The organism is Pseudomonas sp. Pseusp97 (assembly GCF_047304025.1).
Taxonomy (GTDB): Bacteria; Pseudomonadota; Gammaproteobacteria; order Pseudomonadales; family Pseudomonadaceae; genus Pseudomonas.
On the sequence record NZ_JBGLYK010000044.1, the window covers coordinates 1 to 14436 of the forward strand.

Consider the following 14436-nt stretch of genomic DNA (forward strand, 5'->3'; position numbering starts at 1 on the left):
TAGGGCGCATAACGCGCCAGCGTTATCCGCCGCGCGAGGAATGGCGGATAACCTGTTCCAGGTTATTCGCCCTACGGAACCGCCCTCCGGTAATGACCTGTAGGAGCGAGCTTGCTCGCGAACGAATTCCCCAGCAGCTCGGACGCTGGGCCGGTTCGCGAGCAAGCTCGCTCCTACAACGGATGTAAAACCTGCGCACCCTGCTCCGTAGGGCGCATAACGCGCCAGCGTTATCCGCCGCGCGAGGAATGGCGGATAACCTGTTCCAGGTTATTCGCCCTACGGGGCCGCCCTCGGGCAATGACCTGTAGGAGCGAGCTTGCTCGCGAACAATTTTCCGGCAGCTCAGAAGCTGGGCGGGTTCGCGAGCAAGCTCGCTCCTACAAAGGGCTGAACCTCAGGCTTCGACCTGGCTCCACTGCTTGGACAGGCGCTTGTCCGATACCGGCAGCTTCGTCCCCAGTTGCTGGGCGAACAGCGAGACGCGGTATTCCTCCAGCATCCAGCGGTACAGCGCCAGCTCCGGGTCGCGCTTGCCTTCCTGGGCGTGCTTGGCCAGGCGCGCCGAGTACTGTTCCCAGTAGCCGGCCATCTCGCCGCTCCACACACGGTCGCGCTGGACCTGCCCGGCAACCTTGTCCAGGCGCTGCTCGACCGCCTTCAGGTAGCGCGGGTATTCCTTCAGCCATTCCAACGGCGTGTCGCGCACGAAGCCGGGGTAGACCAGCTTGGCCAACTGCCCCTTCACGTCATTGAGCGGCACGGTCATGGCGAGGTCGACCTTGCCCTTGAAGCGCTTCTGCAGGCCATGCCAGAGCTTGAGGATTTCCAGGGTCAGGCGGGCGATGCGCTCGGCGTGTTCGGTCCAGGCGCTGCGCTTCTTCTCGGCCAGCGAGGCGAGCCCGGCGCCATCGCGCGGCAGGCTGCGTTCGCCGTCGAGAATGGCGCTGTCCAGGCTGGCCAGCAGGATGTCCTCCACCAGCGATTCGACGCGGCCCAGCTCGCGATAGAGCAGGCCCATGTCGGTCTGCCCCGGCAGCTTGCTGCGCAGGAACTTGGCCGGCTCGGCGAGCTGCTGCAGGAGCAGGCGCTGCAGGGCGCGTCGGTGCTGGTAGTCGGCCTCGGCCTGGGTCGGGAAGCGGTTCTCCTTCACCACCCCGGCCTCTTCCACCAGCGCCGGATAGACCGTCATCGACAGCCCGGCAACCTTCTGCTGGACCTTCTCCGCCACTTCGCCAAAGCCCTTGGCTTCCACCGGCTTCTGCGGCTTGTCCGCCTGCGGGATCGCCAGCGCGGCCTGGCTGGCCTCGGCGAAGCGTGCGGTGAGTTCGGTCAGGTCGCGGCCTTCGCCAAGGAACTTGCCACGGGCATCGACCACTTCGATGTTCATCCGCAGGTGGCTTTCCACCTGGGTCTCGGCTTCCGCCCAGGCTTCTTCCGGCACGCGGCTGCCGGTCATGCGCTGCAGCTCGCGGCCGAGGGACTCGGACAGCGCGCCCTCGGCGAAGACCATCTTGCCCAGCGCAGCGCGGACGAAGTCCGGCACCGGCACGAAGTTCTTGCGGATGGCCTTGGGCAGGCTGCGCACCAGCTCGATGCACTTGGCCTCCAGCAGCCCCGGCACCAGCCACTCCAGGCGTTCGGCGGGCAGCTGCGGCAGCAACGGCGCCGGCACGCGCACGGTCACGCCGTCACGCACGTGGCCCGGTTCGAAGTGATAGGTCAGCGGCAGCTGCAGGTCGCCCAGGCGCAGACGGTCCGGGTAGAGGCCGGCGGTGACGTCGCTGGCGTCGCGGGCGAGGACGTCTTCCTCGCGCATGATCAGCAGGTCCGGCTGCTGCCTGTGCTCGCGCTCGTACCACTTCTCGAAGCTGGCGGACTGGTAGATATCAGCCGGCAGGCGCTCGTCGTAGTAGGCGAACAGGGTTTCCTCGTCGGCGAGGATGTCGCGACGACGCGCCTTGGCTTCCAGCTCGTCGAGCTTCTCCAGCAGCTGGCGGTTGGCCGACAGGCACTTGGCGCGGCTGTTGATCTCGCCGCGCACCAGCGCCTCGCGAATGAACATCTCGCGCGATACCGTGGGATCGATCGGGCCGTAGTGTACGGCGCGGCGGCCGATGATGATCAGGCCGTAGAGGGTGACCTGCTCGTAGGCCACCACCTGGCCACGGCGTTTTTCCCAGTGCGGCTCCAGGTAGTTCTTCTTCACCAGGTGCCCGGCCAGCGGCTCCAGCCAGTCCGGCTCGATCTTCGCGACCATGCGGGCGAACAGCTTGGTGGTCTCCACCAGCTCGGCGGCCATGATCCACTGCGGTTTCTTGCGGCCGATCACGCTGGAAGGGTGAATCCAGAAACGCCGTTGGCGCGCGCCGAGGTAGTCGCCCTCCTCCGCCTTCTGGCCGATCTGGCTGAGCAGGCCGGAGAGGATCGCCTTGTGCACGGCGGCGTAGTCGATGTCGCGCGGCTTCGCCTCCGGCTCCCCGCCCTTGTAGGAGCGAGCTTGCTCGCGAACGCTCTTCGAGTCCTTACCGGCGGCTTTGTTGTCCTGGGGTTTCGCAGTGTTGGGCTGTTCGCGAGCGAGCTCGCTCCTACGAGAAGCATCCGGCTTGGTGAAGGGCAGCTGAAGCTCGCGGCAGATCAGGGTCAGCTGGCGATGCGCATCGCGCCACTCGCGCAGGCGCAGATAATTCAGGAAGTTCTTCCGGCACCAGTTGCGCAGCGGGTTGGAGCCCAACGCCTGGCGCTGCTCCTCGAAGCCGCGCCAGAGGTTGATCAGCGCGGCGAAGTCCGAGTCCGGGTCCTTCCACTGTGCGTGGGCCTGATCGGCGGCCTGCTGGCGGTCCATCGGCCGTTCGCGCGGGTCCTGTACCGACAGCGCGCTGGCCACGGTGAGCACTTCCGGCAGGCTGCCCAGTTGCGCGGCCTCCAGCAGCATGCGGCCCAGCCGCGGATCGATGGGCAGGCGCGCGAGCTGGCGGCCCAGCGGCGTCAGCTGGCCCTCGCGGTTCACTGCCGAGAGTTCCTGCAGCAGGGTGAAACCGTCGTTGATCGCCTTGCCATCCGGCGGCTCGATGAAGGGGAAGGCCTCGATATCGCCCAGGCGCAGGTGGAGCATCTGCAGGATCACCGCCGCCAGGTTGGTGCGCAGGATTTCCGGATCGGTGAAGGCCGGGCGGCCGTTGAAGTCTTCCTCGCTGTACAGGCGCACGCAGATACCCGGCTCGACCCGCCCGCAACGGCCCTTACGCTGGTTGGCGCTGGCTTGCGAGACGGCTTCGATGGGCAGGCGCTGGACCTTGGCGCGGTAGCTGTAGCGGCTGATGCGCGCGGTGCCGCTGTCGATCACATAGCGGATGCCCGGCACGGTCAGCGAGGTTTCCGCGACGTTGGTGGCGAGCACGATCTTGCGCCCCGGCATGGGCGCGAAGATCTTCTGCTGCTCGGCCGGCGTCAGCCGTGCGTAGAGCGGCAGCACTTCGGTGTGGCGCAGGTTGGCCTTGCGCAGCATGTCGGCGGCGTCGCGGATTTCGCGCTCGCCGGGGAGGAACACCAGCACATCGCCGGGGCGCTTGCCGACGTCGCGTTCGTGGGCGGCGATCTCGTCCAGCGCGCGGAGGATGCCCTGGTCCACGGAGAGGTCGTCGAACAGCGCTTCGCCGTCCTCGTCCACTTCCGCCGCCAGCGGGCGATACCAGGTTTCCACCGGATAGGTGCGGCCGGAAACCTCGACGATGGGCGCATCGCCAAAGTGTTTGGAGAAGCGCTCCAGGTCAATGGTCGCCGAGGTGATGATCAGCTTCAGGTCCGGGCGGCGCGGCAGCAGGGTCTTCAGGAAGCCGAGCAAAAAGTCGATATTCAGGCTGCGTTCGTGGGCTTCGTCGACGATGATCGTGTCGTAGCGCTCGAGGTAACGGTCGTGCTGGGTCTCGGCGAGCAGGATGCCGTCGGTCATCAGCTTGATCAGGGTGCTGTCGTCACTCTGGTCCTCGAAGCGCACCTGGTAGCCGACCAGCGAACCCAGCGGTGTGCCGACTTCCTCGGCAACGCGGGTGGCGACGCTGCGCGCAGCCAGCCGGCGCGGCTGGGTGTGACCGATCAGGCCGTGGGTGCCGCGGCCCAGCTCCAGGCAGATTTTCGGCAGCTGGGTGGTCTTGCCCGAACCGGTCTCGCCGGCGATCACCACCACCTGGCTCTTTTCCAGCGCGGCCTTGATCTCGTCGCGCTTGGCGGCAATCGGCAGGCTGTCGTCGTAGCGGATGGCCGGGATGCTGGCGCGGCGCGCCTCGACCTTGGCGCAGGAAGCCTGGAAGCGCTCGGCCCACTGGGCCAGTTTCGCTTCGTCAGGGTGTTTGCGCAGCTCGTGAAGCTGCCGGCGCAGGCGATGGCGGTCGCGGATCATCGCGTGATCCATGCGCTGCAGGAGCTGTTCGGGGGTCGGCGTACTGTCTGTGGTCATCGGCTTCGCGGGGATCAGGCGGGAGCGGCGCGAGCAGGTGCGGAGCCGGTCCCTGGAATGGGCTGTCATGGCGACAATGGGTGAATTGTCGCAAAAGACCGGCACGGGCCGCCAATCCGATTGCTGGGCGACCCGGATTGGCGGGGCATTGCGCCCCGCCGGATCAGATGCGGAACTGGCCTACCAGCTGGCGCAGGCGTTCCCCGAGGCCATTGAGTTCGGTCGCGGTGCGCGCGCCCTTGGCCGCGTCATCCGCCACGCTGTCCACGCCGCCTGCGATCTGGTGCACGCTGCGGTTGATCTCCTCGGCCACGGCGGTCTGCTCCTCGGCGGCGCTGGCAATCTGCGCGTTCATCGAGTTGATGGTGCCGATCAGCTGGGCGATGGCGTCCAGCGATTGCCCTGCCTGGTTGGCCTGACCGCGGGTGCGTTCGGCCATGTCGCTGGCGCGCTGCATGGCGCTCACCGAGCCCTCCGTGGTGCCGCGCAGGCGGTCGATCATCTGCTGGATTTCCCCGGTGCTCTGCTGGGTGCGGCTGGCCAGGGCGCGGACTTCATCGGCAACCACGGCAAAGCCGCGCCCGGCCTCGCCAGCACGGGCCGCTTCGATGGCCGCGTTAAGCGCCAGCAGGTTGGTCTGCTCGGCGATGGAGCGGATCACTTCCAGCACGCCGACGATGCCCTGAACGTCCTGGCGCAGGGTGTCGAGGGAATCGCTGCTGCTGCGCACCTCGCCCACCAGGTCGTTGATCTGCGAGACGCACAGGTCCACTTCGCGCTTGGCTGCCTGGCCTTCGCGGTCGGTCTGCTGGGCGGCGTCGGCGGCCTGTTGCGCGCTGCGCGCCACTTCCTGGGCGGCGGCGGTCATCTCGTTGATGGCGGTGGCGACCTGGTCGGTTTCGTGGCGCTGGCCGTCCATCGCGCGTTCGGAGCGCTGCGCCTGCTGAGCCACGTCGCCCACCAGCCCGGACAGCTGCTGGGTGGTGCCGGCGACCTGCTGGACCAGTACGTGGATCTTCTCGACGAAGCGGTTGAACGAGCCGGCCAGCTCGCCCAGTTCGTCACTACGGCCCAGGTTCAGGCGGTGAGTGAGGTTGCCGTCGCCGGCGGCCATGTCGTCGAGGTTGTCGCGCACCTGCACGATGGGCTGGACGATGGTGCGGCTGAACAGCCCGGCGAGCACGCCGATCACCACCAGCAGCGCCAGCGCCGCGCCGCCCATGAGCAGCAGCAGGTTGTCGATCTTGGCGTCGAAGGCGGCACCGGCTTCTTTCACTTCCCGCTCGACGTCGTCGAGGTTCAGCGAGGTGCCGAACACCAGGTTCCATTTGGGCAGGAAGTGGGCATAGCCGATCTTCGGCACGATGGCGTTGCCGCCCGGCAGGGTGAAGCTGTAGCGCACGTAGTGCTGGCCGCTCTGCCCCGCCGCCACCAGTTCGCGAATGGCGTAGACGCCGTTGGGGTCGCGATAGCCGCTGAAGTCTTCGCCCAGGCGCTCGTCGCTGGTGCCCTGGAAGACGCGCACGGAGCGAGTGTCATAGCCCCAGAAGTAGCCGCCCTTGCCGTATTCGAGACGCTTGAGGATCGCGATGCCCTGCTCCCGCGCCTGGGCGTCGCCCTGGGCGGCGGCCTGGTAGACCGGGCCGACGGCGGCCAGGGCCACGTCGACGAAGTTCTTCAGCTGGGCTTCGCGGTCCTGCGTGAGGTTCTCGCGGATCTGCGCTTCCTGCTGGGTCGCCAGCTGTTTCAACGCAACGGTTGAAATGGCGCACAGCAGCAGGGTGAGGAGGAGGATCGGCACGATCGCCAGGAGCAGGACCTTGGCGCGCAAACGGAGGGCTGTGTTCAAGGCTTTTCACCTCAGGCGGATAAGGGAGATGGCTTCCTTGCCCCATCAAAAAACCCGCCTTGCGGCGGGTTCCTTATCTATCGGCTCAGGCCCTGATCTTCTTGAGCTCTTCGTCGCGCAATTCGCGTCGGAGGATCTTGCCGACGTTGGTGGTCGGCAGGCTGTCGCGGAACTCCACGGACTTGGGACGCTTGTAGCCGGTGAGGTTGTCGTGCATGTGCTGCATGACCTGCTCCTTGGTCAGGGTGACGCCCGGCTTGGACACCACGAAGACCTTGATCGCCTCGCCGGACTTCTCGTCCGGGATGCCGATGGCGGCGCACTGCAGCACGCCCGGCAGGGTGGCGAGCACGTCTTCCAGCTCGTTGGGGTACACGTTGAAGCCCGACACCAGGATCATGTCCTTCTTGCGGTCGACGATACGCATGTAGCCGTCTTCCTGGATGATCGCAATGTCGCCGGTACGCAGCCAGCCGTCCTTGTCGAGGATCTCGTCGGTGGCTTCCTGGCGCTGCCAGTAGCCCTTCATCACCTGCGGGCCCTTGACGCAAAGCTCGCCACGTTCGCCCAGCGGCAGGTCCTGGCCGTCATCGCTGATGACCTTGCACAGGGTCGAGGGAACCGGGATGCCGATGGTGCCGATCTGGATGTTCTGGAACGGGTTCACCGAGACCACCGGGCTGGTTTCGGTCATGCCGTAGCCTTCGCAGATGGCGCAGCCGGTGACGTCCTTCCAGCGTTCGGCGCTGGCCTGTTGCAGGGCCATGCCGCCGGAGAGGGTCAGCTTCAGCGCGGAGAAGTCCAGCTTGCGGAAGCCTTCGTTGTTGCACAGGCCGACGAACAGGGTGTTCAGGCCGACGAAGCCGGTGAATTTCCACTGCGACAGTTCCTTGACCATGCTGGCCAGGTCGCGCGGGTTGGTCACCAGGATGTTGTGGTTGCCGGTGAGCATCATCGCCATGCAATGGAAGGTGAAGGCGTAGATGTGGTACAGCGGCAGCGGGGTGATGAGGATTTCGCAACCTTCGTTGAGGTTGGCGCCCATCAGCGCCTTGCACTGCAGCATGTTGGCGACCAGGTTGCGATGCGTCAGCATCGCGCCCTTGGCCACTCCGGTGGTGCCGCCGGTGTACTGCAGCACGGCAACATCGTCGTTGTGCGGCGAGACTTCCCGCACCGCCTTGCCACGGCCCTTGGCCAGGACGTCAGTGAGTTTCTGCGCGTTGGGAATGTTGTAGGCCGGAACCATCTTCTTGATGTTGCGGACCACGAAATTGACGATGAAGCGCTTGAGCGGCGGCAGCATGTCACCCACTTCGGTGACGATGACGTTGCGGATGCCGGTCCTGGGCAGTACTTCCTCGGCCAGGTGGGCCATGTTCGCCAGGCACACCAGCGCCTTGGCGCCGGAATCGTTGAACTGGTGCTCCATTTCCCGCGCGGTGTACAGCGGGTTGGTGTTGACCACGATGAGGCCCGCGCGCATGGCGCCGAAGACCACGACCGGGTACTGGAGCACGTTGGGCAGTTGCACGGCGATGCGGTCGCCGGGCTTGAGATCGGTGTTCTGTTGCAGGTAGGCGGCGAAGTCCCCGGAGAGCTTGTACATCTCGCCGTAGGTCAGGGTCTTGCCCAGGTTGCTGAAGGCAGGCTTGTCTGCAAAACGTTGGCAGGATTCTTTGAGTACCGCGAGGATGTTCGGGTACTGGTCAGCGTTGATCTCGGCAGCGATCCCCACTGGGTATTTGTCCTTCCAGAAATTGTCGGTCATGGAAGCCCACTCCTAAGCAACAGCTCATCTTTACCGCGTTCGCGGTTCTTTGTTGTGTTTATGTCGCTTTCCCCGGCTCGGGGAGCGAAAAGCGGGCCGAGATTAGCAGCTTTGGGAAACAGCGACCAGCACCAAACACAGGCTCGTCCGTAAGAAAAATGACCAGAGACAGGCTTTCCGGTCACCAACCATCCGCTCGTCGGAAAAGCCCGTCCCAGAAGGGTTGCAGCCTTGTTGGATTGTCCGACAAAGTGGATTTGAGGGAAATGAAACCGGAAAAAAGAACGGGGAGGAAGGATCGGAGCCGTCCCGGTCATACGTGAGATTCGTCGGAGTTCGATCAGGTGGTTTCCGCACCTGCATTCGGTGCGTTTTCGTCGTGCGACCTTCAATGATCTACCTCAACACTCTCCCGATGAGTATCTCGCAAAGTGTTTCTGCACTCTCCTGGAGAACCCTCATGTTTCCCGAATACCGCGAAAAGATTACCCGCCTGAAGGCCGAAGACCCGCATTTCGCCAAGCTCTTCCATAGCCACAACGATCTCGACCAGGAGATCAAGAACATGGAAGCCGGCATCACCCCCGCCTCGCACGACACCATCGAGACGCTGAAGAAGCAGAAGCTGCAGCTCAAGGACGATCTCTACGAGATCCTGCGCAGGAAGGACGGCTGCTGTGGCGGCTGCGGTGGTTGACCGGCTCCGGCCGACAACCCGCCAGTGACAAAAAAGGGGGCTGATCCTGGATCAGCCCCCTTTTTTGTTCAGGTTCGAATCACGCCGTCTCGCGCAGCTCGCGGCGCAGGATCTTGCCCACCGGCGTCATCGGCAGGGCGTCCTTGAGCACGATGTGCTTGGGCACCTTGTAGCCGGTGAAGTTTTCCTTGCAGTAGGCCTTGAGCTCTTCCACGGTCACGCCGCCCTCGCGGGGCACCACGAACAGCTTCACTGCCTCGCCGGATTTCTCGTCCGGCACGCCGACAGCCGCGCAGTTGGCGACTTTCGGGTGGGCCATGACCACGTCCTCGATCTCGTTGGGGTAGACGTTGAAGCCGGAGACGATGATCAGGTCCTTCTTGCGGTCGACGATGCGGGTGAAGCCATCCGGATCGATTACCGCGATGTCGCCGGTGCGCAGCCAGCCCTCGGCATCGAGTACCTCGGCGGTGGCTTCCGGGCGCTGCCAGTAGCCTTTCATGACCTGCGGGCCCTTCACGCACAGCTCGCCGCGCTCGCCCAGGCCGACGTCATTGCCGTCATCGTCGATGACCTTGAGCGCCGTGCCAGGCACCGGGATGCCGACGGTGCCCAGGCGCGCCTGGTCGCCGTATGGGTTGGTGCTGACCACCGGGGAAGTCTCGGTGAGCCCGTAGCCTTCGACCACGGTGCAGCCGGTCATGGCCTTCCAGCGCTCGGCGGTGGCGGTGACCAGCGCAGTGCCGCCGGAGTTGGTGACCTTCAGGTTGGAGAAATCCAGCTCCTTGAATTCCGGGCGGTCCATCAGGGCGACGAACAGGGTGTTCAGGCCCAGCAGCGCGGAAAAGCGCCACTTCTTCAGCTCCTTGATGAAGCCGGGGATGTCGCGCGGGTTGCTGATCAGCACGTTGTGGTTGCCGTTGACCATCATGCACATGCAGTTCGCGGTGAAGGCATAGATGTGGTACAGCGGCAGCGGCGCGATCATCACCTCGTTGCCGACCTGCATCAGCGGCTTGCCGTCCGGCCCGTGCTGCTGCAGGCAGGCGTGCACCTGCTGCATGTTCGCCACCAGGTTGCCGTGGGTGAGCATGGCGCCCTTGGCCACGCCGGTGGTGCCGCCGGTGTATTGCAGCACCGCGATGTCTTCCAGGCCGACCTTGACCGGCTGCAGGCCATGGCCACGGCCCTGGCGCAGCGCGGCCTTGAAGGAGACAGCCTGGGGCAGGTTGTACTCCGGCACCATCTTCTTCACGTGCTTGACCACGGTGTTGACCAGCAGCCCCTTGAGCGCGGGCTGCAGGTCGCCCATCTGCGCCTCGATCAGGTACTCGATGCCGGTATCGGGCAGCACTTCCTGCACCAGCTTGCCGAACAGGTTCACGTAGACCAGCGCACGGGCGCCGGAATCCTTGAACTGATGGCGCATTTCGCGGGCGGTGTAGAGCGGGTTGGTGTTGACCACGATGAGCCCGGCGCGCAGGGCGCCGAACACGGCGATGGGGTATTGCAGGACGTTGGGCATCTGCACGGCGATGCGGTCGCCGGGCTTGAGGTCGGTGTGCTTCTGCAGGTAGGCGCCGAACGCGGCGGACAGGCGGTCCAGCTCGGCGTAGGTCAGGGTCACGCCCATGTTGCTGAAGGCCGGACGGTCGGCGAATTTCTTGCAGGAGCGCTCGAAGACTTCCACCACCGACTTGTAGGCGGTCAGGTCAATGTCGCTGGGCACGCCGGCCGGGCGTTTGTCGTTCCAGAAATCAGGTTGCATTTATTCTTGTCCTCGTACCTGAGCGAAACCGAACCGTCATTGCGGTCATTCGACGGAAGCTAGCAGTTCCTTTGGTCATCGCAAAGACTCCAGGCGGCGTCATAGACTGCGTGAATCTTGCGCCACCATCCCGGCATGGCGCGGGATAGAGCCTACGGCCGCCTAGGACGGGACTTACACGCCAATGGCCGGGCGCTGTCGGCAATCCATACAGAAGATGTCCCGGCATGGCAGAATCGCCCCGTCCGGCCCGCTCCATGGCCCCATTCCAATAAGAATCGACGAACAAGAACAGGATGGACCCCATGCCCTACGCCGCCTACTGGCTTGCCGCCAGCGACGAGACACCGCTCTACACCCGCCACTGGGCGCCGGAAGGACCGTCCCGCGGCGCCCTGATGCTGTCCCACGGCATGGCCGAGCACGCCGGCCGCTACGAGCGCCTGGGGCTTGCGCTGAACGCTGCCGGCTACCACCTCTACGCCATCGACCAGCGCGGCCACGGCCGCACCGCCGAGAACGGCGAACTGGGCCACTACGCCGACCGCGGCGGCTGGGGCAAGGTGATCGGCGACCTGCACACCCTGAACCAGCATGTGCGCGAGGAACACCCGGACCTGCCGATCATCCTGCTCGGCCACAGCATGGGCAGCTACATCGGCAGCGCCTACCTGATGCAGCACAGCGCCAGCGTGCAGGCGGCGGTGCTGTCCGGCTCCAATTACCAGCCAGTGGCGCTGTACAAGAGCGCCCGCGTCATTGCCCGTTTCGAGCGCTGGCGCCAGGGTCCGCTGGGCCACAGCGCGCTGATCGACTTCCTGTCCTTCGGCTCGTTCAACAAGGCTTTCAAACCCAATCGCACCGCCTTCGACTGGCTCAGCCGCGATCCCGCCGAAGTCGACAAGTACGTCGCCGATCCGCTCTGTGGCTTCCGCTGCAGCAACCAGCTGTGGGTGGACCTGCTCGGTGGCCTGGCGGATATCACGCCAGTGGAACACCTGTCGCGCATTCGCGCCGACCTGCCGCTGCTGGTCATCGGCGGCGAACGCGACCCGGTCAGCCAGGGCAAGCGCCTGCGCGATCTCGCCCAGGCGATGACCCGGGCGGGCGTTCGTGACGTCCAACTGAAGATCTATCCCGATGCTCGCCACGAGTTGTTCAACGAGAGCAACCGCGACGAGGTCACCCGCAACCTGATCGACTGGCTGGCTGCGCACTGCCCCGTGCCCCAGGTCGAGAAATCCGAGGAGCCCCTATGACTTCTGTACAGAACGTCCCCTACGAAGAACTCGAAGTCGGCCAGAAGGCCAACTTCCAGCGCAGCGTCACCGAGCGCGACATCCAGCTGTTCGCCGAGGTCTCCGGCGACCGCAACCCGGTGCACCTGGACGCCGACTACGCCGCCACCACCCAGTTCAAGGAACGCATCGCCCACGGCATGCTCACCGGCGCGCTGATCAGCGCGGCGATTGCCACCACCCTGCCCGGCCCGGGCACCATCTACCTCGGCCAGAACCTGAGCTTCACCCGCCCGGTGAAGCTCGGCGACGAACTGACGGTGGAACTGGAAGTGCTGGAGAAGCTGCCGAAGAACCGTGTGCGCATCGGCACCGTGGTGCTCAACCAGGACGGCAAGGCCGTGGTCAAGGGCGAGGCCGAGGTCATGGCGCCGACGGAGAAGCTCAACATCGAACTGCCCGCGCTGCCGCCGATCACCGTCGGCTGACGCGCGCTCCGGGGCCGGTCAGCCGGCCCCGGAAACTTGTATACAGTTTCCCGCTCGACTACCCTGCCCCCGTCACTTCACATCCACCAGGGATAACCGAAGGCTGCGTGCCCGAAACCCCTCACCGGGAATCGGAGCCGCCATGGACCTTCGACTGCTGTTGCTGTCCCTTTGCACCTTCGCCGCGGGCCTCGCCGAGGCCATCCTCACCGGCATCCTGCCCTCGCTCGCCGCCGATCTGCAGGTCTCGCTCAGCCTCGCCGGGCAGCTCACCAGCCTGTTTTCCCTGAGTTTCGCCATCGCCGCGCCCCTGCTCGGCTGGCTCACCCGTGGCGCTGACTGCCGCCGGTTGCTGGTCATCACTCTGCTGGTGTTCGCCGCCTTCAACGCCGGCGCCGCGCTGAGTCCCGGTTACGTTTCGCTGCTGCTGATGCGCATCGGCATGGCCGCCTGTTGCGGCCTGCTGATCATGCAGGCCAGCCTGCTGGCAGTGGAGCTGGCGCCGCCGGCCCAGCGCGGGCGCGCCATCGGGCTGATCTTCATGGGTATCAGCGGTTCGCTGGTGTTCGGCGTGCCGGCCGGCGTGCTGGTCAACGACTGGTTCGGCTGGCGCTGGATCTTCGCCGCCATCGCCCTCTACTCGCTGCCGCTGGCCGCGCTGCTGCGGATCGCCCTGCCCCGCCGCAAGCTCGACAGCCCGGCCAACAGCGCGGCCTACAAGCGCCAGCTACGCAGCCCGGCGCTGAACCTGGCACAACTGGTTTCGATCCTGCTGCTGGGCGGGCACTTCACCCTGTTCGCCTACATCACGCCGTGGTTCCAGCAAGTGGCCGGGATCACCGACAGCCAGGGCATCGCCCTCACCCTGCTGCTGATCGGCCTGGCGGCCATCGGCGGCGGTTACCTGGGCGGCTGGCTGAGCGACCACCTCGGCCATCGCCGCGCGCTGCTGGTGGTGCCAATGCTGTTCGCGTTGGCGATGCTGGCAATCCCGCTGAGCCTCGGCCACCCGTGGCTGCTGCTCGGCGCGCTGATGGTCTGGAGCACCATCAGCTGGATGATCTCCCCCGCGGTGCAGAGCTACCTGTTGGCCAGCGACCCGGCCAGCGGCAGCGCCGGGGTAGCGCTGAACACCTCGGCGATGCACCTGGGCGTGGCCCTCGGCGCGGCGCTCGGTGGCGCGGTGATCAGCCTGGCCGGCATCGGCTGGACACCCTGGGTGGGCATCTCGCTGGTTGCCGCATCGATCTTCTGCGCGGCCTTGTCCTGCTGGCTACAGCGTGAGCGGGCAGGCGAGCCGCTCACGGTTTTACGGTGACGCTGGCAGTCATCCCGGCGCTCAGGTGCACGCCCTCGGGCACCTTGTCGAGGCGGATGCGCACCGGGATGCGCTGCGCCAGGCGCACCCAGTTGAAGGTCGGCTCGACGTTGGCCAGCAACTGGCTGTCGGGGATGGCGTTGCGGTCGGTGATGCCGCTGCTGATGCTCTCCACGGTGCCATCGATGGCGATGTCGCCGCTCATCAGCACCACCTGCGCCGGCTGGCCGACGCGGATGCCGGGCAGCTTGGTTTCCTCGAAGTAGGCGGTGACGTAGAAGGACTTCTGGTCCACCAGCGCCATCATCGCCTGCCCCGCCTGCGCGTAGTTGCCCTGGGCCAGACGCAGGTTGGTGACCTGGCCGTCGCGCGGGGCGCGCATCTCGCTGCGGGTCAGGTTGAGCTGGGCCAGGCGCACCTGGGCCTGCGCCTCGTCGTATTCGCTCTTGGCGATGGCAGCGTTGATCTGCGCGGTTTCCTTGTCCTCCGCGCTGATCGCCGCGATACCCAGCTTGCTGCGCCGCGATGCCTCGCTGACGCGCAACAGGTACTGCTGGTGCCGGGTCTCGGCCAGCGCTTTGGCCTGCTCGAGGTTCGCCGCATAGCGCTCGTGGTCGATGCGCATGATCAGGTCGCCGGCCTTGACCTGCTGATTGTCCTGCACGGCGAGGTCGGTGACCCAGCCGGAAACGTCCGGGGCGATCACCACCACGTCGGCGCGCACGCGCGCATCGCGGGTCCAGGGCGACAGCATGTAGTAGCGCCACAGCCAGGTGCCGGCCAGGACGGCGGCAATGACCAGTACGATGGTGACGGTTACGCGAAGGTATCCGCGCATACAGCTTCTCCTC

Annotated in this window: 9 protein-coding genes and 1 pseudogene; 4 read left to right on the plus strand and 6 right to left on the minus strand. The window is 65.8% G+C overall.

Annotated elements, in window-relative coordinates:
• Positions 1-397: 397 nt before the first annotated feature.
• From hrpA to fadD1, 4 genes and pseudogenes are all read right to left on the minus strand, one after another.
• Positions 398-4456 carry an ATP-dependent RNA helicase HrpA gene (gene hrpA / locus ACCC94_RS10670; protein ID WP_413349409.1) on the minus strand — a complete coding sequence of 1353 codons (4059 nt, stop codon included), beginning with the start codon at positions 4454-4456 and terminating at the stop codon, positions 398-400.
• Positions 4457-4619: 163 nt separating this feature from the next.
• Positions 4620-5375: a methyl-accepting chemotaxis protein gene (locus tag ACCC94_RS10675; RefSeq protein WP_410477994.1), complete on the minus strand. Its 756-nt coding sequence runs from the start codon at positions 5373-5375 to the stop codon at positions 4620-4622.
• A gap of 102 nt (positions 5376-5477) precedes the next feature.
• A pseudogene (locus tag ACCC94_RS10680) lies at positions 5478-6257 on the minus strand (cache domain-containing protein); the annotation flags it as partial.
• Between the two features lie 133 nt (positions 6258-6390).
• Positions 6391-8076 carry a long-chain-fatty-acid--CoA ligase FadD1 gene (gene fadD1 / locus ACCC94_RS10685; RefSeq protein ID WP_413349410.1) on the minus strand — a complete coding sequence of 562 codons (1686 nt, stop codon included), beginning with the start codon at positions 8074-8076 and terminating at the stop codon, positions 6391-6393.
• A gap of 460 nt (positions 8077-8536) precedes the next feature.
• Here fadD1 and ACCC94_RS10690 point away from each other — a divergent pair, with 460 nt between their 5' ends.
• Positions 8537-8773, plus strand: coding sequence for a YdcH family protein (locus tag ACCC94_RS10690; protein WP_413349411.1), 237 nt, complete (start codon positions 8537-8539; stop codon positions 8771-8773).
• A 79-nt stretch (positions 8774-8852) separates the two neighbouring features.
• Here ACCC94_RS10690 and fadD2 read toward each other — a convergent pair whose 3' ends face one another.
• The gene (fadD2, locus tag ACCC94_RS10695) at positions 8853-10541 is read right to left on the minus strand and encodes a long-chain-fatty-acid--CoA ligase FadD2 (RefSeq protein WP_413349412.1); all 1689 of its coding nucleotides are present in this window, start codon (positions 10539-10541) and stop codon (positions 8853-8855) included.
• Between the two features lie 305 nt (positions 10542-10846).
• Here fadD2 and ACCC94_RS10700 point away from each other — a divergent pair, with 305 nt between their 5' ends.
• The 3 genes from ACCC94_RS10700 to ACCC94_RS10710 all read left to right on the plus strand — a co-directional run bounded on the left by ACCC94_RS10700 (position 10847) and on the right by ACCC94_RS10710 (position 13585).
• Positions 10847-11800, plus strand: a complete 954-nt coding sequence (locus ACCC94_RS10700) for an alpha/beta hydrolase (protein WP_413349413.1) — start codon at positions 10847-10849, stop codon at positions 11798-11800.
• Entirely contained in the window at positions 11797-12267 is a 471-nt protein-coding gene (locus ACCC94_RS10705) for a MaoC family dehydratase (RefSeq protein ID WP_413349414.1), read from the plus strand. The genes ACCC94_RS10700 and ACCC94_RS10705 overlap by 4 nt, the downstream gene beginning before the upstream one ends.
• 142 nt (positions 12268-12409) lie before the next feature.
• Positions 12410-13585 (plus strand): MFS transporter, encoded by a 1176-nt coding sequence (locus ACCC94_RS10710; protein ID WP_413349415.1) that lies wholly within the window; start codon positions 12410-12412, stop codon positions 13583-13585.
• Here the strand turns inward: ACCC94_RS10710 and ACCC94_RS10715 are convergent.
• Positions 13569-14423 carry an efflux RND transporter periplasmic adaptor subunit gene (locus tag ACCC94_RS10715; protein WP_413349416.1) on the minus strand — a complete coding sequence of 285 codons (855 nt, stop codon included), beginning with the start codon at positions 14421-14423 and terminating at the stop codon, positions 13569-13571. The two genes, ACCC94_RS10710 and ACCC94_RS10715, sit on opposite strands and share 17 nt — an antisense overlap.
• Positions 14424-14436: the final 13 nt, after the last annotated feature.